18 protein-coding genes are annotated in these 20354 nt (G+C 69.4%); 16 read left to right on the top strand and 2 right to left on the bottom strand.

Annotated features, from left to right (window positions below):
• The first annotated feature begins 89 nt into the window (after positions 1-89).
• From ACM6LU_RS01965 to ACM6LU_RS01945, 5 genes are all read left to right on the top strand, one after another.
• Positions 90-908: a DUF5336 domain-containing protein gene (locus tag ACM6LU_RS01965; protein WP_414935845.1), complete on the top strand. Its 819-nt coding sequence runs from the start codon at positions 90-92 to the stop codon at positions 906-908.
• Between the two features lie 143 nt (positions 909-1051).
• Positions 1052-2434, top strand: a complete 1383-nt coding sequence (locus ACM6LU_RS01960; protein ID WP_414935844.1) for a DUF6350 family protein — start codon at positions 1052-1054, stop codon at positions 2432-2434.
• Positions 2435-2510: 76 nt separating this feature from the next.
• The gene (purN, locus tag ACM6LU_RS01955; RefSeq protein ID WP_414935843.1) at positions 2511-3128 is read left to right on the top strand and encodes a phosphoribosylglycinamide formyltransferase; all 618 of its coding nucleotides are present in this window, start codon (positions 2511-2513) and stop codon (positions 3126-3128) included.
• Positions 3125-4687 carry a bifunctional phosphoribosylaminoimidazolecarboxamide formyltransferase/IMP cyclohydrolase gene (purH, locus tag ACM6LU_RS01950; protein WP_414935842.1) on the top strand — a complete coding sequence of 521 codons (1563 nt, stop codon included), beginning with the start codon at positions 3125-3127 and terminating at the stop codon, positions 4685-4687. The genes purN and purH overlap by 4 nt, the downstream gene beginning before the upstream one ends.
• Before the next feature lie 248 nt (positions 4688-4935).
• Positions 4936-5700: a hypothetical protein gene (locus ACM6LU_RS01945; RefSeq protein WP_414935841.1), complete on the top strand. Its 765-nt coding sequence runs from the start codon at positions 4936-4938 to the stop codon at positions 5698-5700.
• Here the strand turns inward: ACM6LU_RS01945 and ACM6LU_RS01940 are convergent.
• Positions 5697-6404, bottom strand: a complete 708-nt coding sequence (locus ACM6LU_RS01940; protein WP_414935840.1) for an SRPBCC family protein — start codon at positions 6402-6404, stop codon at positions 5697-5699. The genes ACM6LU_RS01945 and ACM6LU_RS01940 overlap by 4 nt on opposite strands.
• Before the next feature lie 180 nt (positions 6405-6584).
• On the opposite strand from ACM6LU_RS01940, the gene ACM6LU_RS01935 reads away from it, so the two are divergent.
• The 10 genes from ACM6LU_RS01935 (at position 6585) to ACM6LU_RS01890 (ending at position 16968) form a co-directional block, all read left to right on the top strand.
• Positions 6585-7082, top strand: coding sequence for a pyridoxamine 5'-phosphate oxidase family protein (locus ACM6LU_RS01935; RefSeq protein ID WP_414935839.1), 498 nt, complete (start codon positions 6585-6587; stop codon positions 7080-7082).
• An 11-nt stretch (positions 7083-7093) separates the two neighbouring features.
• Positions 7094-7543: a VOC family protein gene (locus ACM6LU_RS01930; RefSeq protein WP_414935838.1), complete on the top strand. Its 450-nt coding sequence runs from the start codon at positions 7094-7096 to the stop codon at positions 7541-7543.
• A 607-nt stretch (positions 7544-8150) separates the two neighbouring features.
• On the top strand, positions 8151-8855 hold the full coding sequence (locus ACM6LU_RS01925) for a hypothetical protein (protein ID WP_414935837.1): 705 nt from the start codon (positions 8151-8153) through the stop codon (positions 8853-8855).
• A gap of 14 nt (positions 8856-8869) precedes the next feature.
• The gene (locus ACM6LU_RS01920; RefSeq protein WP_414937057.1) at positions 8870-10471 is read left to right on the top strand and encodes a DNA polymerase Y family protein; all 1602 of its coding nucleotides are present in this window, start codon (positions 8870-8872) and stop codon (positions 10469-10471) included.
• Positions 10472-10473: 2 nt separating this feature from the next.
• Entirely contained in the window at positions 10474-10626 is a 153-nt protein-coding gene (locus tag ACM6LU_RS01915; protein WP_414935836.1) for a hypothetical protein, read from the top strand.
• A 3-nt stretch (positions 10627-10629) separates the two neighbouring features.
• Positions 10630-13983 carry an error-prone DNA polymerase gene (locus tag ACM6LU_RS01910; RefSeq protein WP_414935835.1) on the top strand — a complete coding sequence of 1118 codons (3354 nt, stop codon included), beginning with the start codon at positions 10630-10632 and terminating at the stop codon, positions 13981-13983.
• Between the two features lie 167 nt (positions 13984-14150).
• On the top strand, positions 14151-14600 hold the full coding sequence (locus ACM6LU_RS01905) for a hemerythrin domain-containing protein (protein WP_414935834.1): 450 nt from the start codon (positions 14151-14153) through the stop codon (positions 14598-14600).
• A gap of 68 nt (positions 14601-14668) precedes the next feature.
• Positions 14669-15151, top strand: a complete 483-nt coding sequence (locus tag ACM6LU_RS01900) for a VOC family protein (protein ID WP_414935833.1) — start codon at positions 14669-14671, stop codon at positions 15149-15151.
• A 139-nt stretch (positions 15152-15290) separates the two neighbouring features.
• Complete coding sequence (locus ACM6LU_RS01895) at positions 15291-16358, top strand: reverse transcriptase family protein (RefSeq protein WP_414935832.1); 1068 nt, start codon at positions 15291-15293, stop codon at positions 16356-16358.
• Between the two features lie 22 nt (positions 16359-16380).
• The gene (locus tag ACM6LU_RS01890) at positions 16381-16968 is read left to right on the top strand and encodes a pentapeptide repeat-containing protein (protein ID WP_414935831.1); all 588 of its coding nucleotides are present in this window, start codon (positions 16381-16383) and stop codon (positions 16966-16968) included.
• A gap of 247 nt (positions 16969-17215) precedes the next feature.
• Here the strand turns inward: ACM6LU_RS01890 and ACM6LU_RS01885 are convergent, their stop codons facing one another.
• A complete protein-coding gene (locus ACM6LU_RS01885) occupies positions 17216-19900 on the bottom strand; it encodes a TNT domain-containing protein (protein ID WP_414935830.1) in 2685 nt (894 codons plus the stop codon).
• 153 nt (positions 19901-20053) lie between these two features.
• On the opposite strand from ACM6LU_RS01885, the gene ACM6LU_RS01880 reads away from it, so the two are divergent.
• Positions 20054-20353 (top strand): DUF3017 domain-containing protein, encoded by a 300-nt coding sequence (locus ACM6LU_RS01880; RefSeq protein ID WP_414935829.1) that lies wholly within the window; start codon positions 20054-20056, stop codon positions 20351-20353.
• The last annotated feature ends 1 nt before the right edge of the window (position 20354 follow it).

Raw genomic sequence — 20354 nt, 5'->3', positions numbered from 1 at the left:
GCTAGCGTTCGAGCATCACAGCCGCCTCGTTTGTCCCGGGAGTTCCGCGTGCCCCCGGGGTGCCGGTCCAACGACAGGAGAGCATTCGGATGTCCTATCCCAGCGGTGGGCCCGGCTACCCCCAGCAGGGTGGCGGCCAGCAACACCCCAACCCAGGATCGGGAGCCTTCCCGCAGCAGCAGGCGCCGTCGTCACCGCTGAACCTGGCGCTGCTGCTCGCGCTCGCCGTCACCGTCCTCGGCCTGGTGCAGTTCTTCGTCGGTTTCTCCGATGAAGCCGACGCCGCCAAGGAGGTCTCGGTCTTCCTCCTGGTCGGCGGTCTGCTCGCGGCACTGCACGCGCTGCCGCGCGGCCCGAAGGTGCTGCCGTTCGCCGCGTTGTTCAGCGTGCTCGGCGCGTTCGGCGCGCTCGACCTGATCATCGGCTACCCGACCGTCGACGGCGGGGAGGGCCGCCCGGAGGTCTCGGTCCCGGGCATCATCACCGTGGTGCTGATCCTCGGCATCCTGCAGATGCTGATCGCGGTCGCCGCGCTGCTGTTCGAGCACGGCGTCCTCAAACTGCCCGCCGCGAAGCCGCAGCAGCAGGCGCCGCAGGCCCCCTACAGCCAGCAGTTCCCGCAGCAGGGCCCGCAGGGTCCGTTCGGCCAGCAGGGCCAGCAGGGCCCGGCCGCCACGCAGGTCCAGTCGTTCCCCGGTGCGGGGCAGCAGCAGCAGGGCCAGCAGCAAGGTGAGCCGTCCGGCCCGTTCGCGCAGCCGGGTGGCTTCCAGCCGCCGGTCACGCAGCCGCCGGGGCAGCAGGCAACGACGTACGCGCCGCAGCAGGGCCAGTTCTTCCAGCAGCCGCCGTCCTCGGAGCAGGGCCAGAACCCGGGCACGCCGCCGGGTGGTTTCGACCGGCAAAGCTGACCTTCCGTACCGAGAAAGCACCCATTGTGACACTCCGTGTCACAATGGGTGCTTTCTTTTCCGGGTTACCCGACCGGGTGGGTTGGGCCACGCACGTCACCCGGTGGCGGCGTGCCTCACCCGGACGGCTCAGTCCGGATGTCATGGTGCGGATCATGAAGCTGCTCACCCGCGACGAACGCTCGCCGCCGGAGGTGTCCAGGGCGAAACGGGTTCGGGTGTTGCTCGCCGCGGCCTGTACGCCGTTGCTCTTCTCCTACACCGCCGTCGCGACGGTCCTCGCGGTAGTCGCGTTCGCCGCCGACCGTCCCCGGTTCTCCGCCATGGGCGCCCTGCTCGCCGCGGGGCCGGGCTGGCTCGCCTCCTGGCAGGTGGAACTCGAACTCGACGATCACCCGCTCGGCGTACTTCCGTTGCTACCGACACTCGTCGTCGCGGGATTCGCGGCGAGGACGGCCGCGCACGCCGTGCGCCGGATCGGCGGCCGGACCCCGGCGGACGCCGTCCCGGTGGTAGCGGTGACAGCCGGGGCGCACGCGCTGTTCGGTGTGTTCATCGCCCTGCTGGCAGAAGGATCGCCGATCGGGGTGAACCCGCTGACCGCCTTCTGCGTGCCTGGACTCATCGCCGGATTCGCCGCCGTCGCGGGAGTCGCCAAGCGCTGCGGGCTTCCCGCCACGGTGCGGGACCGGTTCGACCCGGTGGCCGGGCAGGGCCTGCGGGCGGGCGCGCTCGGCCTCGCCGCGATGGTCGCCTGTGGCGCGGTGGTGTTCACCGTCGCCACCGCGCTCACTTGGTCCACTGTGGACAGCCTGTTCGAACCCGGCCTCGGCGCGAGCTTCGGCCTGTTCGTGCTTTCCGTGGCGTATCTGCCGAACGCGGTCGTCGCCGCGCTGTCCTTCACCACCGGTCCGGGTTTTTCGGTCGGTTCGCTGACCGTCGGCATGTTCGGCTACCAGGAAGGACAGCTGCCGGGCGTGCCGGTGCTGGCGGGGATCCCGTCGCACCACGCGGTCTGGTGGCCGGCGTTGCTGGTCCTGCCCGCGCTGGTCGGTGCGCTCGTCGGCTGGAAGATCCGCACGATCGACGAGGATCCGATGCTGCGGATGCGGGCGGTCGCCGTCGCGGGCGCGCTCGTCGCGTTCGGCTGCGTCATCCTCGGGACCCTCTCCGGCGGCAGGCTCGGCGACGGGCCGTTCGACCCGGTCAGCGTGCCGGTCGGGGTCGCGTCGGTGATCGCCTTCTGCTGGATCGTCATCCCCGGCGGGCTCGTCGCCTTCTTCGCCGGGGCACACGAGCCGCCCGCGCCGCCGACGGAACCTGAAGCCATCGTCGAAGCCGAAGAAGAAGACGAATCAGTACCGGACGACGACGATCTGGACGACGAAGCCGAAGCGGAACTCACCCGCGAGCTGGATGAAGACTCCGACGAGACCCCGCCCGAAACCCAGCCCGAGCAGGACATCGCTGTGACCGAGTCCACCGACGGGTCCGGCGACGAAAGCGTGCCTGGTGGCGACCGTTAGGGTTGTCGCGACCGAGTGAAGCGCCGTACGCCCGAGTGCGTACCGCCGTGGCAAGGAGCCCGTTCTGGCTAGTCGGTTGGACCTGCCCACTCCGGTGAAGCTCGTCGTCCTCGCGTCCGGTTCCGGCACGCTGCTGCAAGCCGTGCTCGACGCGGTCGAAAAGCCGAACTTTCCGGCGAAGGTGGTCGCCGTCGGAGCCGACCGCACCGGGATCGAGGCACTCACCCGGGCCGAACGCGCCGACGTGCCGTCGTTCACCGTCCGGATGGCCGACCATCCGGACCGCACGGCGTGGGACAAGGCGATCACCGAAGCCGTCGCCGCCTATCAGCCCGACCTGGTCGTCTCGGCGGGATTCATGAAGATCCTCGGCGCCGAATTCCTCGCGCGGTTCCCCGGCCGTGTGATCAACACGCATCCGGCGTTGCTGCCGTCGTTCCCCGGCGCGCACGCCGTGGCCGACGCGCTGGCGATGGCCGTCAAGATCACCGGGTCGACGGTGCATTTCGTCGACGCCGGGGTGGATACCGGGCCGATCATCGCGCAGGAGCCGGTGATCGTGGAGTCCGACGACGACGAGCACGTCCTGCACGAGCGGATCAAGGCCGTGGAACGCAGGCTCCTGGTGGAAACGATCGAAAGACTCGGCCGGAGCGGGTGCGCGGTCGAGGGACGAAAGGTGAGGTTTTCGTGAGTACTGCACTCCGGCAGCGGCCCATCCGGCGCGCGCTGATCGGCGTCTCGGACAAGGCCGGCCTGCTCGAACTCGCCACCGGGCTGCACGCGGCGGGTGTCGAGATCGTGTCGACCGGCGGCACGGCGAAGGTCATCGCCAACGCCGGGGTGCCGGTGACGCCGGTCGAAGAGGTCACCGGGTTCCCCGAGTCCCTCGACGGCCGGGTCAAGACGCTGCACCCTCGCGTGCACGCGGGCCTGCTCGCCGACCGTGACCGCCCGGAGCACGTCGAGCAGCTCAAGAAGCTGGACATCGCGCCGTTCGACCTGCTCGTGGTGAACCTGTACCCGTTCACGCAGACCGTCGCTTCGGGCGCGAGCCCTGAGGACTGCGTCGAGAACATCGACATCGGCGGCCCGGCGATGGTGCGTGCCGCGGCGAAGAACCACAACAGCGTCGCCGTCGTGGTCGACCCCTCCCGCTACGGGTGGGTACTGGAGCGCGTCGCCGACGGCGGTTTCGAACTGGCCGACCGCAAGCGGCTCGCCGCGCAGGCGTACGCGCACACCGCCGCGTACGACACCGCTGTCGCCGCGTGGTTCGCCAACGTCTACGCGCCCGCGGACGACTCCGGCTTCCCGGACTTCACCGGCGCTTCGTGGGAGCGCGGTGACGTGCTGCGCTACGGCGAGAACCCGCACCAGAAGGCCGCGCTGTACAAGCACTGGCGGCCGGGTCTCGCGCACGCGGAGCAGCTGCACGGCAAGGCCATGTCGTACAACAACTACGTCGACACCGACGCCGCGCGCCGCGCCGCCTACGACTTCGACGCCCCGGCCGTCGCGATCATCAAGCACGCCAACCCGTGCGGGATCGCCGTCGGCGAGGACATCGCCGAAGCGCACCGGAAGGCGCACGCTTGCGACCCGGTTTCGGCCTACGGCGGGGTGATCGCGACCAACCGGCCGGTGAGCCGCGAAGCCGCCGAGCAGATCTCCGAGGTGTTCACCGAGGTCGTCCTGGCGCCGGACTTCGACACCGAGGCGCTGGAGATCCTGCGGCGCAAGAAGAACTTGCGACTGCTGAAGCTGCCCGCGATCACGTCGCCGGATCCGATCGAGTTCCGGCCGATCTCGGGCGGCATGCTGGTGCAGACCGTCGACACGATCGCCGCCGAGGGCGACGACCCGGCGAACTGGACCCTGGCGGCCGGCGCGGCCGCCGACGAGCGGACGCTGGCCGACCTCGAGTTCGCGTGGCGTTCGCTGCGCGCGGTGAAGTCGAACGCGATCCTGCTGGCGAACGACGGCGCGACCGTCGGTGTCGGCATGGGCCAGGTCAACCGGGTCGACTCCTCGCGGCTCGCGGTCTCGCGGGCGGGGGACCGGGCGAAGGGCGCTGTCGCCGCTTCGGACGCCTTCTTCCCGTTCCCGGACGGCCTGGAGGTCCTGCTGGAGGCTGGTGTCCGCGCCGTCGTCCAGCCGGGCGGCTCGATCCGCGACGCCGAGGTCATCGCCGCCGCCGAGGCCGCCGGGGTCACCCTGTACCTCACCGGCACGCGCCACTTCGCCCACTAACGCCGACTTGCGTTCAGCCCCCTAATCGCGATCAGGCCGCTCCTGGCACCGACGTCGCCTTCAGCGGGCTAATCGCGATCCGGCCGACTTGCGTTCAGCCCCCTGATCGCGATCCGGGGGCGCCCACGGACAGCACTGTGGGCGTTCCCGGTGCCCCGGGCCCCGGCCGCCGTGCCATGCTGGCCGCGTGTCGCCTTTAGCAGGCTAAACGCGACGCGGAGCGTACGCGAGGATCGGTAGGAGGATCGGTGCACCAGCCGCCGCAGGGGTACGGCCCAGGTCCGGGTCAGGGCCCGCCACCTGGGCCGGGATACGGACAGCAGCCGGGTTACGGCCGGCCCGGTGGGCCCGGTTACGGTTCGCATCCCGGATACCCCCAGCCCGGCTACGGGCAGCCGCCCAAGAAGAAAAAGACCGGGTTGATCGTCGGCCTGATCGTGGGCGGCGTCGTCCTGCTCGGCCTGGGTATCCCAGGCGGCATCTTCGCGTCGGAGTACTACTCGTCGGTCGGCAAGGCGCCGGTCTCCCAGCAGCCGCCCACCGAGTGCAAGATCTCCCCAGAGACCCTGAACAAGACGGTCACCAACAGCTTCCAGGGCGTCCGCGAGAACGAGATCAAGGCGGGCGACATCGTCACCAAGCAGTACGGCTGCTCCTGGTCGGCGCCGGACGGCGACAACGTCCACGACCGCACCCTCCAGGTCATGGTCTACCGCCACGAGGGGCCGGACGCCGAGAAGCGCGCGGCCGAGTCCTCCGTCGGGTCGGCCGCGCCGTCAGAACGCCAGCAGCAGGTGAAGGGCATCGGGGAGAAGGCAGTTCTCGTCACTCTGGACACCGACAGCGCCTTCAGCGGCGCGGAACTGCGCTTCACCCAAGGCGTGTACGTCGGCATCGTCACCTACAAAGGCTGGGACAAGGGGTTCTTCACGAACTCACCGATCCCGCCCGGAGAGTCTGCCGAAGCGGCGAAGTCCGTCGGGGCCGAACTCGCGAAGAACCTGCCCCGTTAGGCGTACAGGCCGTTCAGCCAGGCCGTCCACGCCTTCTCGGCCTTGTTCACGTCGGCGTCTTCGGCGAACAGGTGGTGCCCGATGCTGACAGGCCAGCTCCAGGCGTTCCGGCCGTAGAAGCGGTACAGCGCGTCTTCGGTCCGGACGCCGATGAAGACGTGCGTCAGATAGTCGACGACGCCTTCGATGGTGCCGACGCCCGGCACCTCGAAGCGCACCTGGTCGCCTGCGACCGTCGCGCCGATCGCTGCCCGCACGACCTCGAACGCCTCCGGAGCCTTCGAGGCTTCGGGCGCGTCGGTCTTGAAGTACTTCACCTCGCGCCGGTTGAAGTGCGTCAAGTACTCGCCCAGCGAGTGGTAGTAGAACGCCGTGTGCCGCTTGCACGCGTCGTATTCGACGTCGTCGAGGACCGTGGTGTGTTCGTAGCGCAGGTAGGTCCTGCCGTCGTTCGGTTCGAGCACGTACTCGAGCGTGTTGAACCAGCCCGTTTCGTCTTCCGCGTAAGTGACGAAGCGCTGTGACGGCTTCCAGACGGTCACCATGCCGCCGTTCGGGGTGAGGCCGGATTCGGCACCGCCGTCGCGTGGTTCGTACTGGATCGGCCAGAGCCAGCCGCCGCTGCCCGTCGTGATCGCGGCCCAGGTGTCGGCGGGTGTGGCGGGCAGGAAGCCCTCGAAGCGGACCTTGGATTCCTTCGTCATGGACTGTCCTCTCGTATGCCTTCACAGACGCGACGCCCGGCCAGGTGCCGTTTCGACAAACAGGTCGCGGTTAGCCCGCTAAAGACGATGTGATGCGGGACACATTCGAGAGTGTCGAAGTGCTGGGGACAGCGGCGTCCCTGGGACGTCCGCGAAGACAGCGACCCAAAGGAGAGCGACATGCGGCAGAGCGCGATCGACGAGATCCTGAACCGCCCGCTCAGCCAGGAACTCCTGGCCCGTGACCTGGCCCGGCTGGCCTACACCGCGCTCGACGGCACGCCGCGGGCGATCCCGATCGGGATCCACTGGAACGGCAAGGAGATCGTCATGTGCACCGCGACGAACGCGCAGAAACTGCCGTCGCTGCGCCGCAACCCCGCCGTCGCACTGACGATCGACACTGAATCGCACCCGCCGAAGGTGCTGCTCATCCGCGGCACGGCCGAGCTGGACGTCGTCGACGGCATCCCCGACGAGTACATGCAGTGGAACGGCACCTACGAGATGACGCCCGAGCAGCGGGTCGAGTGGGAGGAAGGCGTGCGGTCGCTCTACGACGGCATGGTCCGGATCGTGGTGACCCCGACCTGGGTCAAGCTCATCGACTTCGAGACCACCCTGCCTTCCGCCGTCGAAGAGCTCCTGCGTCGGCAGGCAGCGCGTCAGAGTGCCTGAAAGGAACTGTCATGCCACTCAAGAAGCTGGAACACGTCGGTGTCGTCGTCCGCGACCTCGAAGCGGCCAAGGCGTTCTTCATCGCGCTCGGTCTCGAACTGGAAGGCGAGGCGTCGCTCACGGGCGACACGGTCGACCGTCTCACCGGATTGAAAGGGGTCAGGACGGATATCGCGGTGCTACGGCCGCCGGACGGTCACGGAGGGGTGGAACTGATCCACTACCGGACGCCGGAGGGACGAGAAGGTGATTCGCGGGCGCTTATGAACACGCCCGGCATTCGCCACTTCGTGTTCTCGGTCGAGGACATCGACGACGCCCTCGACCGTTTGCGGCCGTACGGCGGCGCACTCGTCGGCGAGCTGGTGCAATACGAGGACAGTTACCGGCTCTGCTACGTCGGTGGCCCGGAGGGGGTCGTCGTCGAGCTGGCGGAAGAACTCGTCCGCTCGGAAGCGTAGGCGAGGAGCCGCGTCTCGACGGATTCCCGCCAAGCCTTGCGCTGCCGGCATTTCCGACGTGACGCTGACAGGAATCGTGGCCGCCCCGCTGATCGTCACCGGCGCCCCGCTATGCCCGCGGACGACGTCCGAGTCCACACCGGAGTGATCGACGGCGCCCAATACCGGGTCGAAGTGCCGCCGTACTGGAACGGCGGACTGTTGCTGTACGACCACGAGATCTACCCGCCGGGCTGTGTTCCCGAGGAGATCGAGCTGGCCGCGTCGCTCTACAGCAAGCCGAACGGGTTCTCGGCGCGCGAAGCCGTCCACGACCAGACGGCGTTGTTGTCCTGGTTCGACCGCAACATCGGCTGTCCGCGGCAGGTGCTCACCTGGGGTGCTTCCGACGGTGGGCTCAACGCGGTGCTGCTATCCGAGCGGCTCCGGGGGTGTTTCCCGGCTTCGGGCAGGGCAGGTGCGGTGATCGTGCCCTTATCGCTTGACAACCACCGAGACACCCGGTCTACTGGAGTCATCGAACACCTGTTCGAGATGCCGCCTTCCCCGTGGCATGCCAGCGCCGTCCTCGATGGATGGTCTAGGTGTCGTGGGGAGGCGAGGTCCGGTGACAGCGGAGGTGGTCGAGGCACGGGCCTTGCCGTTGGCGAGACTGGCGGCCTTGCCAGGAGTGAGCACGGCCAGTGGCGTGGCTTCCGCGGCCGAACACGCGAGGACGACAGGAAGGGTGCTCCCGGTGTCCTCGGCGTTGTCCGGTCTGCTGCCCGCCGCGGGGCTCCGGCGCGGGAGCACCGTTTCGGTGCTGGGGTCCACGTCACTGATGCTCACCCTGCTCGCCGCCGCCACCGCCGGCGGTGCGTGGGCGGTCGCGGTCGGCCTGCCCGCGCTCGGGGTGGTCGCCGCCGCGGAACTCGGGGTCGAGGTGGGCAGGCTCGCGCTGGTCCCCCGTCCCGGTGCCGAGTTCCCGGCGGTGACCGCGGCCTTGCTCGACGGCTTCGATCTCGTGGTCGTCGGTCCGGGGCTCGCTCGGCCCGACGTGGCGAGACGGCTGTCCGCGCGCGCTCGCAACCGTGACTCGGTGCTGCTTTCGCTGGGTTCCTGGCCCGGTGCGGAGGTCGAGCTGAGCTGCCGCCGTTCGCGCTGGACGGGCTTCGAAGGCGGTGGCGCGGGCTACCTGCGCGCCCGTGAGATCGAGGTGCGGGCCGGTGGCCGGGGTGCGGCCGCCCGGCCGACGTCGGCGTTGCTGCGGTTTCCCGGCGAGGGTGCGGTCGAGCGGGCGGACTTTCCCGCGACCAGGTGGGGGACGGCGTGAACCCGCCCGTGCGCATGCTGGTGCTGTGGTGCCCGGACTGGCCCGCGGTCGCCGCCGCGGCCGCGGCGGGTGAGCCCGTCGGCCGTCCGGCCGCGGTCTTCTCGGCGAACCGCGTGGTCGCCTGCACCGCGGTGGCCAGAGGGGACGGCGTCCGCCGCGGGATGCTGCGGCGTGAGGCCCAGTCCTGCTGCCCGGAACTGGCGGTCTTCGGCGAGGACGACGGCCGTGACGCCCGGCTCTTCGAGTCCGTCGCGCAGGCGGTGGAGGAATTGGCCGTCGGGGTCGAGGTGGTCCGTCCGGGGATCGTCGCCGTCCCGGTCGAGGGCGCGGCCGGTTACTTCGGCGGTGAGCACGGCCTCCTCGAACGGCTGGTGGACGAGGTGTCCGTGGCGGCGGGGGTGGAATGCCAGGTCGGCGTCGCCGACGGCTTGTTCGCCGCGACGCTCGCCGCCCGCCGGTCGGCGCTGGTCGGGTCGGGCGAGACGGCGGAATTCCTCGCCCCGTTGCCCATCCGTGAACTCGATCAGCCTGAAGCCGGCCGAGCCGAACTGGTCACCCTGCTCCGGCAACTCGGCCTTCGCACGTTGGGTGCTTTCGCGGCGCTCGACGAAAGCGACGTCTCCGCGCGCTTCGGGATGGAGGGCGTGCTCGCGCACCGGCTGGCACGAGGACGGTCCGAACGGCCGCCGTCGCGCCGCCGTCCACCGCCGGAACTGTCGCTCGCGCAGGCTTTCGACCCGCCGATCGACCGGGTCGACGCCGCCGCGTTCGTGGCGAAGGGGCTCGGTGAACGATTCCACGCCGGGCTCGCCACACACGGGCTGGCCTGCACCCGCCTCGGCATCTACGCCACCACCGAGACCGGCGAACAACTCGGCCGGGTGTGGCGCTGCGCCGAACCGCTGACCCCGCTCGGCGTCGCGGACAGGGTGCGCTGGCAGTTCGAAGGCTGGCTGAAGGTCCGTGACACCTCAGCGCGGCCTCGGTCCGGCGTCGTCCGGCTGCGGCTGGAGCCGGAGGAGACCGTCGAAGGCCGGTCGCTGCAACTCGGGTTGTGGCAGGCGTCCTCGGCAGGCGGGCTGCGGCCCTCCACCGAGGACGAAGGCCTGTCCGGTGAGCGCGCCGGCCGCGCCCTGGTGCGGGTGCAGGGGCTGCTCGGCCCGGAGAGCGTCTTCACCGCGGTCCTCGACGGCGGCCGTGATCCCGGCGAGCGTGTCCGGCTGGTGCCGTGGGGTGACAAGCGGGAGAAGTCGGCGCGGGCGGACGCGAACTGGGCCGGGCGGCTCCCGTCGCCTTCCCCGGCGACGGTGTTCGCGCGGCCGGTACCCGCCAAGGTATTGGACGAGAACGGGCGCGTCGTGGAGATCACCGCGCGGCGCCGGATCACCGCCGCACCGTTCCTCGTGAGCTTCGAGGGTGGTGAGCCGCGCGAAGTTCTTTCGTGGGCCGGCCCGTGGCCGGTCGGCGTCCGGGCCGGGGCAGGCCACGCGCGGTCGGGGACCCGGATCCGGATGCAGGTGCTGCTGGCCGACGGGAACGACGCCGAGGAGGCGGTGCTGCTCCGCTTCGAACCCCACAAGAATCCGATGTGGACACTGGAAGGGAAGTACGACTGAACATGGACGAGGAGTACACGCGGCTGGTGCGGCGCTGGCTGGAGGAACCGGCCATCCCGGTGCAGCGCGCCGAGTTGGACACGGCTTGGGCGGCGTGCGTCCCGCGAGCGGAAGTGTTCGTCCCGCCGCCGAGACGCTCGACCGAGAATCGGTGACCGATGGGCTGGGACAACCCTCCACGGCCGTGGAAGGACCTCGCGCGCGAACTCGCGGGCGAGGTCCAGCCCGGCGACGGCGGTGACAGCCCCGCTTGGAGCGCCAAACGGGAGGGCTACCAGCGACCCGCCGACCTCTCGGGGCTGATCGGTGAAGACGACGGAGCCACCGCGCGCCGGGTGCCGTACGCCGAACTGCACTGCCATTCGAACTTCAGCTTCCTGGACGGGGCGAGCCATCCCGAGGAACTGGTGGAGGAGGCCGCGCGGCTGGGCCTGGACGCGATCGCGCTCACCGATCACGACGGCATGTACGGCGTGGTGCGCTTCGCCGAAGCGGCCAGGGAACTGGGCGTGCACACCGTCTTCGGCACGGAGCTCAGCTTCGGGTTGTCCGGACCGCAGAACGGGTTCGCCGACCCCGAGGGCGAGCATCTCCTCTTGCTGGCCAAACAACAGGGTGGCTACCTGAGCCTGAACCGGGCGATCACCGCCGGACAGCTGTACGGTTTCGACAGGCAGTCGTTGTCCGCCAAGGAAAGGGCGGAGAAGGGCAGGCCGGTCTACGACCTGCGCGCGGTCGCCGAAGAGGTCGACGGGAAATGTGTCGTGCTCACCGGCTGCCGCAAGGGCGCGGTACGGAAGGCGCTCATCGCCGAGGGGCCTTCCGCGGCGGTGGGGAAACTGAAGGAACTCATCGACTGTTTCGGCCGGGACAACGTCTACGTCGAACTGACCGACCACGGTCTTCCGTTGGACAGCACGCACAACGACCTGCTGAGTGAAATGGCCGGAGAGTTCGGGCTGCCGACGGTGGCGACCACGGCCGCGCACTACGCCCGCCCGGAACGGGCCCCGCTCGCCGACGCGCTCAGTGCGATCCGCGCCCGGCGGGGCCTGGAGGACATGGAGGGCTGGCTGCCCGCCGCCGGGACGGCGTTCCTGCGGTCGGGGGAGGAGATGGCCGAGATCTTCGCGCGGTACCCGGGCGCGGTGCAGCGGGCGGCGCTGCTCGGCCGGGAGTGCGCGTTCGAACTGCACCACATCGAACCGAAGCTGCCGCCCTTCGAGGTGCCCGAAGGCCACACTGAGGCGACCTACCTGCGGCATCTCACTTACAAAGGCGCGGAAGACCACGAGAAGAACAAAACCGCCAAGTACCGCCAAAAAGCCCGAAAGCTGATCGAGCACGAACTGGAAGTCATCGAGGAGCTGGGCTTCCCCGGTTACTTCCTGATCGTCTGGGACATCGTGCGATTCTGCCGGGAGAACAAGATCCTCTGCCAGGGCCGGGGTTCGGCCGCGAATTCGGCGGTCTGTTACGCGCTCGGCATCACCAAGGTCGACGCGGTGCGCTACAACCTGCTCTTCGAACGGTTCCTCGCCCCGGATCGCGACGGCTATCCGGACATCGATCTCGACATCGAATCCGATCGCCGCGAGGAGGCGATCCAGTACGTCTACGAGAAATACGGGCGGCTGAACACCGCGCAGGTGGCGAACGTGATCACCTACCGGGCGCGGTCCGCGGTCCGGGACGCGGCGCGGGCACTGGGGTACTCGCCCGGCCAGCAGGACGCGTGGAGCAAACAGATCGACCGCTGGGGTGCGTTGCGTTCCACGGAGAAGGACCACGATCACGACATCCCCGGCGAAGTCGTCGAACTCGCCTGCGCGCTCGAAGACTTTCCCCGGCACCTCGGTATCCATTCCGGCGGGATGGTGATCTGCGAACAACCGGTGAGCGAGATCGTGCCGATCGAATGGGCCCGGATGGCGGATCGCAGTGTCGTGCAGTGGGAGAAGGACGACTGCGCCGCCGCGGGATTGGTCAAATTCGATCTGCTCGGGCTCGGAATGTTGTCGGCCCTGCACTATATGATAGATCTGGTTCACGACCACAAAGGGGAAGAGGTCGACATCTCCGAATTGGATCTCAAGGATCAGAACGTCTACGAAATGCTCTGCCGCGCCGACGCGATCGGCGTCTTCCAGGTGGAGAGCCGCGCGCAGCTGGCCACCCTGCCCCGCTTGCGCCCCAAGAAGTTCTACGACCTCGCGGTCGAGGTCGCGCTCATCCGGCCCGGCCCGATCCAGGGCGGTTCGGTGCATCCCTACATCCGGCGCAAGAACGGGCAGGAGAAATGGGATTTCGACCATCCGAAACTGGAGAACGCGCTGAAGAAGACTCTCGGCGTCCCGTTGTTCCAGGAGCAGATGATGCAGATCGCCCTCGACGTCGCCGATTTCACCCCGGCGGAGGCCGATCAGTTACGGCACGCCATGGGGGCCAAACGGTCCGAGCAGAAGATGGAACGACTCAAACGACGATTCCTCGTAGGCGCAGCGAAGCACGATATCGGTGAGGAGCTCGCGGAGAAGATCTTCGGCAAACTCAAGGCGTTCGCGAATTTCGGCTTCCCGGAGAGTCACGCGCTGAGTTTCGCCCTGCTGGTGTTCGCGAGCGCGTACTTCAAGCACTACCACCCCGACGCGTTCCTGGCCGGACTGCTACGCGCTCAGCCGATGGGGTTCTATTCGCCGCAGTCGCTGGTCGCCGACGCGCGGCGGCACGGCGTGAAGGTGCTCGGCCCCGACATCAATGCGAGCCTCCCGCACGCGACGTTGGAACCGTCGCCGGACAAGGGAGAACTCCTCGCTGTGCGGGGCGGGCTGTCCACCGTGCGGATGATCGGCGAGAACCTGGCGAAGGAGATCGTCGAGGAACGGGAACGCGGCGGCCCGTTCGCGGACCTGCCCGAGGTCGCCCGGCGCGTGCGGTTGACCAAACCGCAGGTCGAGGCGCTGGCCACGGCCGGCGCGTTCGGATGTTTCGGCGAGAGCAGGCGGAGCGCGCTCTGGGCGGCGGGCGCCGTCGCCGACGAAAGCCTGGAGAAACTGCCGGGGCTCACCACCGGGGCCAAGGCGCCGATGTTGCCGGGTATGGACGAAATCGATGTCGCGGCCGCGGACGTCTGGGCCACCGGGGTGTCGCCGGACAGCTTCCCGACCCAGTTCATCCGGGAGGACCTCGACGAACTCGGCGTCGTCACGGCGGCGGGCCTGCGCGAGGTCCCGCACGGCACGCGGGTGCTGACCGGTGGCGCGGTGACCCATCGCCAGCGGCCGGCGACCGCGGGCGGCGTCACCTTCATGAACCTCGAAGACGAGACGGGGATGATCAACATCATCTGCCCGGTGGGGGTGTGGCAGCGCTACCACCGGGTCGCCCGCGGCAGCCCCGCGCTGCTGATCCGCGGCGTGGTCGAACGCACCGGAGAGGTGGTGAACGTTCTCGCCGAACAGATCCGGCACTTGCCGTTGCGGATCACCGCCAAGTCCCGTGACTTCCACTGAGTCCCTCTTGACGATCACCCGGGAGTCGTGCTGAAGTGCATCCAGCGTCGCAGTGCACCCGGCAAAGAGACCGTCGTGGGCGCGGAGGCGTCGGACCATGGGAAATCATGGAAACCCCTTCTTCATCGAACGGCCGGCTGACGGCGTTCGGAAATCAACTCGTTCAGGTGCACAACTGGCTGCGTAAAGAGCTGGCCAGGCTGCACGACGACCTCGGGTCGGTCGCGGCCGGGCGGGCCGAGCGGCTGCGTGATCTACGGGCGCATTGCCTCACCTTCTGCTCGGCGCTGACCAGACATCACACCGGGGAGGACGGCGGCGCTTTCCTTGTGCTGTCGGAGAAATTCCCTGAGTTGCGCCCGGCGCTCGAAGAACTCGCGCACGACCACGACGTCATGACCGGCATCATCGAACGGCTCGAGGAACTGGTCGCGGGCGTCGGACCGGAGTCGAGTGCGGCCGAGATCCTGCATGTCCAGCGGGAACTCGACGGGCTCACGGCGATCATGGAGACGCATTTCCGCTACGAGGAGAAGCGCATCGTCGAGGTGCTCAACTCCCTGGACATGCCGGAGTGGCAGGACGCGAAGCCGTCGTTCCTGCTGAAATCCCACTAGGACAAAACTTGTCCTATACGCCCTCTAGCGTTCTTCTCAACGCGCCACGACGACTGAGGAGAACTCTGATGAGCGACCCGATCCCCGCCGGCTACCACTCGGTCACCCCGTGGATCATCTCGCGCGACAGCGCGGGCGTGATCGACTTTCTCGAGCGGGTCTTCGACGCCGAGCCGATGGGCGAACCGGTGTACGTCGAGGGCGGGAAGATCGGGCATGCCGAGGTCCGGCTCGGCGACTCGGTGGTGATGCTGTTCGACGCGCAGGACGACTGGGTCGACACCCCGGCGTACCTGCGGCTCTACGTCGAGGACAGTGTCGAGACGCAGCGCCGGGCCGTCGAGGCGGGCGCCGTAGAGGTCACGAAGCAGACCGAACTCTTCTTCGGCGACCGCGTCGGCCGGGTCCGCGACCCGTTCGGCAACCTGTGGTGGATCCAGACCCGGCTCGTCGACCTCGGCTTCCCGGAGATGGAGCGCCGCATGAACGACCCGAAGTTCATCGAGGCCATGCGGTACGTGTCGGGTTCGAAAATCATCCCGAGCCGCTGAAGTCGATAGGGTGGTGACAGCGACGCGGAGGTGAGCCGGTGGATCACCACCCACTCCGGGGCAACCCCGGGGAGCACGACGACAGCGAGACAAGGCGCCCCGCGCGAGCGCGGCATGCTTCGCGTACGAGGCCGCGCGGATGACAGGAGAAAGAGTCACCTCCGCGTCGCTCCTCGGGCCGATGCCGGTCTGGCGGTGGCAGGTGGCCCGGTGGGTGACCTTCGACGACTGCGCCGCCGCGCTCGACCTGACGCCCGGCGAGCTCTCGTGGTTCGCCGACGCGAAGGGCTGGAACCGACGCGCGGCCGAGCCGGTCCGGCACTACAGCTACCGCTGGATCCCCACGGCGTCCGGCGGAGTGCGGCTCATCGAGCGGCCGAAACCGCGGATCGCCGAACTGCAGCGTCGGATCGTGCGGCACGTCGTCGAGGCGCTGCCGGTGCACGAGGCCGCGCACGGGTTCCGGCGCGGACGTTCGCCGATGTCCTGCGCCGCACCGCACGCCGGCCGGGAGACCGTGGTCAGGATGGACCTCGAAGGGTTCTTCCCGGCGGTGTCCGCGCGCCGGATCTCGGCTCTGCTCGCGCTCGCGGGATATCCGGCCGCCGTGGCGGAAGCGCTCGCGGGCGTGCTCACCACGGCCGCCCCGCCCGACGTCCTCGCCGCCGCACCCGAGGGACGGCGGGATCCGGCGCGCGGTCGGCTGCTGAACAACCTGGCGGCCACACATCTGCCGCAGGGCGCGCCGTCCTCGCCCGCGGTCGCGAACGCGGTCACGCACCACCTGGACCGGCGGCTCGACGGCCTCGCGCGTTCACTGGGCGCGGCCTACACGCGGTACGCCGACGATCTGGCGTTCTCCGGGGATTCCCTGCCGTTGCACCGGTTGCTGCCCGGTGTCCGGCGGGTCGTGACCGACGAGGGCTTCCGGCTGCGGGACGACAAGACGTCGGTCGCCGCCGCGCACCAGCGGCAACGCGTCGCGGGCCTGGTGGTGAACAGCACACCGGCGGCGACGCGCGCCGATTACGACGCGCTGCGCGCCTTGCTCCACAACTGCGCCCGAACCGGCCCGGAGGCGCAGAACCGGGCCGGGAAACCGGACTTCCGTGCTCACCTGCTCGGCCGGATCGGCTGGATCGCCGCGTCTTCGCCAGTGCGGGCGGCGAAGCTGCGGGCATTGTTCGGTGGGATCACCTGGCCGTGAGCGGGTGTGCGATCCTGGACGGGTGATCGAGACCGCCGAGGATTACCGAGAAGCCGTCCTTTCCCAGCAGTGGTGGGAAAAACGCAGTTTCGTCGGCTGTGATTTCACCGAAGCCGACTTGCGCGGGCTGCGCACCCAGGGCTGCACCTTCGACCAGTGCGACTTCACCAAGGTCGACTTCGAGGGCTCACGCCACGAGGCGTCGGCCTTCCGGTCGTGCACTTTCGACCGCAGTGTGCTCGCCGGTACCCGGTGGAGTTCCTGCTCCATGCTCGGCTCGTCCTTTGTGGACTGCCGATTCCAGAAGGTCGCTTTCACCGAATGCGACCTGTCGCTGGTCTCGTTGAGCCGCAATCGACTGTCCAAAGTGGACCTGTCCGGACTGCGGCTGCGCGAGGCCAACCTGATCGAGGCGGACCTCGCCGGCGCCGATCTGCGCGGCGCCGACCTCACCGGCGCCCGGCTGGCTGGCGCGAAACTCGAAGGCGCCGACCTGCGCGGCGCGCGAATCGACGCCAACGGCCTCGTGCAGGCGAACCTCTCGGGTGTCCACGTGGACACCGAGACCGCGGTGGCCTACGCCGCCGCGCACGGCCTCGTCATCCACTGACCCCGAATGTCATGGACGGACCTTGCATAACAGAATTCTGTTATGCAAGGTCCGTCCATAACACGTCGGACTAGGCGGTGTCTCTCAAAGCGCGCTCTCGGATTTCCGCAGCCGGGCCGCGGCATCCGCTGGTCACCCACTCAGCCAGATCAGCGGCCCACCTCCGCAAAACCGAGGCCTCCGGCCGACAAGAAACGCGCGCGCCTGTCCTCGCCCAACCTGCCAACCTCAGTTCGGGAGACACGCTCTAGTCGATCGGCGGTTCGCCGGGGTCCAGTTCGATGAGATCGCCCTCGGCCAGCAACTCCTCGATGGACGCCGGCAGCAGGTACGCCGACCCGCCACCGGGCTGGTTGAACCACGGGATCGCGACACCGGCGAGCGCCTCGAACGGACGCTGCACGCGGTACACGTGATACGGCCGGTTCACCCACTCCGGCACGAGCGAGCGCTCCTCGAACGGCGTCCCGGCGGCGTAGGTCAGGTTGCCGTTCGGGCCACCGAAGCGGTCCAGCTCGCTGCCCGCGGGCAGCTCACGCAGTTCCTTGCCGCGGAACAGCGTCAGCGGCGGCTCACCGTTGAGCGGCGAGATCGGCCAGTTCTGCTTGGCGTCGGGAGGCCCGGCCGGTGAAACCAGCGGGCGGGCCGGTTCCTCGCGCCGCATCGGTGGCGGCGGCGGCGCCACCGGGGCCATCGGCGGTTCGCGCCGGGGCGGGACGGGGGGCGGCGGGCTCGACAGCACCGGGTTCGGCCGCACCGGGGGCGGGACCGGTGCGGGGGCGGGCTCGTCGTCCAAGTCGTCCCCGAGCAGCTCCTCGGCCGTCGTGAACGCCGTCTGTTCCTGTGCCGGGATCGACTCCCGCGGCGGAATCGGATGCGAACCGGTCGCGATCTCGGGGGAGAGCGTCGCCAGTACGGGCGGCGCCGGTGCCGGGGGCGGCTCCTCGATCGCCCGCTCCTCGGCAGCGGGCGGCTCTTCGAAGGGCTGCCCGGTGACCGGCGGAGCGCCGTTCGGGTTGAGGAGGACCTTGCCGAGCATGAACGCGGCCGCGTCCTCGGCGTCGCCGAACACCGCCGGGTTGGTCAGCTTCCCGTCGTACCAGCCGACCCGCCAGCCACCACCGTCTACCTGCTCGACGCTCCAGCCGTGCTCGGTGGGGGAGCCGATGCGGTAGACGTCGCCGGGTACGTCGAGGTCGTCGAACTTCGCCTGCAGCTCGTTCAGCACCGGGACGGGGTGCTCGGCGCGCCGCGGTTCGGGCTCCGGGCGGGACACGGGGGCGGTAGCAAAGGTCCCCCGCTCCTGCGGTGGGCCGTCGACCTGGGTGATCTCGGAGTCCGACGGCGGGGGCGCACTCGGCGGCTCCGCGTCGTGTGTGAGGAGGGGCGGCTCGGCACTGGCGTCGGCCTGCTCGACCGGCGTGTAGCCAGTGGTCGCCTCTTCCTCGGGGGGCGCGTACGGCTGGTCTTCTTCCGGCGGGACGTACGCGTCCTGCTCTTCCTCGTGAGGCTGCTCGTAAGCGTTGACCTGCGGAGGCCGCGCGTACGTGGTGGCCTCCGGGTCCGCGGCCGGTGGCTGGGGCTCGACGCGCTGGTGCGGTGCGTCGTCCTGCCGGGCTTCGTCGGTGTAGGCGTCCTGTTCGGACTCGTGGAACTGCGCCGCTCCGTGCCCGAACTGCTCGTCGTAGCCGTCTTCGTACTGCTGTTCGGCGGCGGCTCCGTGGAGGTCCTGCGACTGGTAGTCCTGGGTGTCGTAGTCCTCTTCGTACCGCTGGGCCTGCTCGGCCTGGTCCGGGACGCCTGCCTCGGCGGCGGGGACGGCCGCGGCGGCAGCGACCGGTGCGGCGGCAGCGGCGGCCATCGAGGCCGCGTCCGGGCCCTGCTGCTGGTGCGGCGGCGGGACGGGGGGGTGAGCGGCCTGGTTCGGGCCGGGACCCGCGGGAACGGGGCCCTGGTTGACCGCGGCCTGCTGCGGCGGCGGCACGGGCGCGTTCGGCCCCGGGCTGTGCTGGACAGGCCCGTTCTGCGGCGGGCCCTGCGGAGGCGGACCGGCGGGGCCGCCGTTGGGTCCACCGGGACCGTTGGGGCGCTGCTGAGGAGGCTGGTTCCCCCGGGTGAGGTACCCCGCCGCGGCCTGCAGCGTCGGGTCGTCGACCTCGGGCAGGGTGAAGCCGTTCTGCCGGACATGGTCGATCAGGTCGAGTTCCGGCGAGACGCCGTACTCGCGCAGGTAGAAGTTGACGGCGGCGGGCCAGATCCACAGGCCGTCGCTGTGGAAGGCGACCGGGACGGTGGCCTCGGGGGTCTGGGCGAGCCTGTCGATGTCGTAGCCGCGTTCGGTGACCACCAGCGGCGCGTGGTCGAGGTACTCGAGCAGTCTGTCCTGCTCCTCGATCTCCAGGTCGGGCCGGTTGATCACCGGACGCCCGGCCGGGCCGATGGTGTCGAAGATGCGGGCGATGCGGAAGTGCGGTCCCGGCTGTTCGGGGCCGAGACCGGACATGCGCCGGATCAGCCATTCGGGCACATTCTCCTCGGAGCGGGGGAACATGCGCAGTTCGTCGGAGAGTGCCTGCGGAGGTGGCGCGAGGCGCCACTGGGGCTCGTCGCGGTTGTACTCGAGGTTGTAGCTGGACGGGTGGTCGAGCTGGTAACGCGCGTTGAACCAGGTGCCGCGGCCGTCGCGGTACATCCCGGCACGGAGCCTGCCGAACAGCGTCGCGATGTCGTGCGTCGCGACCCATTCGTGCGCGGTGCCGTCCTCGGTGATGATCTCGCCGGTCATCTCGTGGTACCTGCCGACGGCTCGGTAGTCGGCGGTCACCTTCCGCCAATCACGAGGCGCGGCCCGCAGCAGGGCGAGGCCGATCTGTTTGACCAGGGTGTCCTGCTCGGTCGCGTTCAGCTGAGTCGTCGGTTGTGCCACGATCACATTTTGACCGTATCCGCGCCCATGTGCACCCCGCATGTGGGTTTTGCCGCTCTTGACAACTCGGAAGACGCCCTGACCTGCTGTCCGGTTGCTCACCCGGGATACTGACGGCGTGAACCGTTTCGCCCGCGAGACCATGAAGGACGAGGACTGATGGCGGTGGCCGGACAGCGGCGTGACCGTGGGGTACTGCTCCGTCACCTGCCGTTCCTGCTGGTGATGCTCGTGGTGGCCGTCGCCGCCCTGCGGATCGGCCAGTACCACTGGCGTCAGGGGGCCGTGCTGATCGGCGGCGCGCTGCTGCTCGCGGGCCTGCTGAGGGCGGTCCTGCCCGACGCGAAGGCCGGGTTGCTGGCGATCCGGGGCAAGCCGGTCGACGTCCTGACCTATGGCGCGCTTTCCGTCTTGATCCTCTTCATCGCCTTCACGATCACCGGCGGCCCGCTGTCCTGAG

Origin of the sequence: Amycolatopsis sp. cmx-11-51, from assembly GCF_047608665.1 — a bacterium.
Taxonomy (GTDB): domain Bacteria; phylum Actinomycetota; class Actinomycetes; order Mycobacteriales; family Pseudonocardiaceae; genus Amycolatopsis.
This window is presented reverse-complemented; position numbering and strand designations above follow the sequence as displayed.

Excerpts from the sequence above, each read along its gene's own strand:
- ACM6LU_RS01965 (WP_414935845.1), top strand. The coding sequence starts at position 90 with ATGTCCTATCCCAGCGGTGGGCCCGGCTACCCCCAGCAGGGTGGCGGC.
- ACM6LU_RS01960 (WP_414935844.1), top strand. The coding sequence starts at position 1,052 with ATGGTGCGGATCATGAAGCTGCTCACCCGCGACGAACGCTCGCCGCCG.
- ACM6LU_RS01940 (WP_414935840.1), bottom strand. The coding sequence starts at position 6,404 with ATGACGAAGGAATCCAAGGTCCGCTTCGAGGGCTTCCTGCCCGCCACA.
- ACM6LU_RS01935 (WP_414935839.1), top strand. The coding sequence starts at position 6,585 with ATGCGGCAGAGCGCGATCGACGAGATCCTGAACCGCCCGCTCAGCCAG.
- ACM6LU_RS01930 (WP_414935838.1), top strand. The coding sequence starts at position 7,094 with ATGCCACTCAAGAAGCTGGAACACGTCGGTGTCGTCGTCCGCGACCTC.
- ACM6LU_RS01920 (WP_414937057.1), top strand. The coding sequence starts at position 8,870 with ATGCTGGTGCTGTGGTGCCCGGACTGGCCCGCGGTCGCCGCCGCGGCC.
- ACM6LU_RS01915 (WP_414935836.1), top strand. The coding sequence starts at position 10,474 with ATGGACGAGGAGTACACGCGGCTGGTGCGGCGCTGGCTGGAGGAACCG.
- ACM6LU_RS01910 (WP_414935835.1), top strand. The coding sequence starts at position 10,630 with ATGGGCTGGGACAACCCTCCACGGCCGTGGAAGGACCTCGCGCGCGAA.
- ACM6LU_RS01900 (WP_414935833.1), top strand. The coding sequence starts at position 14,669 with ATGAGCGACCCGATCCCCGCCGGCTACCACTCGGTCACCCCGTGGATC.
- ACM6LU_RS01895 (WP_414935832.1), top strand. The coding sequence starts at position 15,291 with ATGACAGGAGAAAGAGTCACCTCCGCGTCGCTCCTCGGGCCGATGCCG.
- ACM6LU_RS01880 (WP_414935829.1), top strand. The coding sequence starts at position 20,054 with ATGGCGGTGGCCGGACAGCGGCGTGACCGTGGGGTACTGCTCCGTCAC.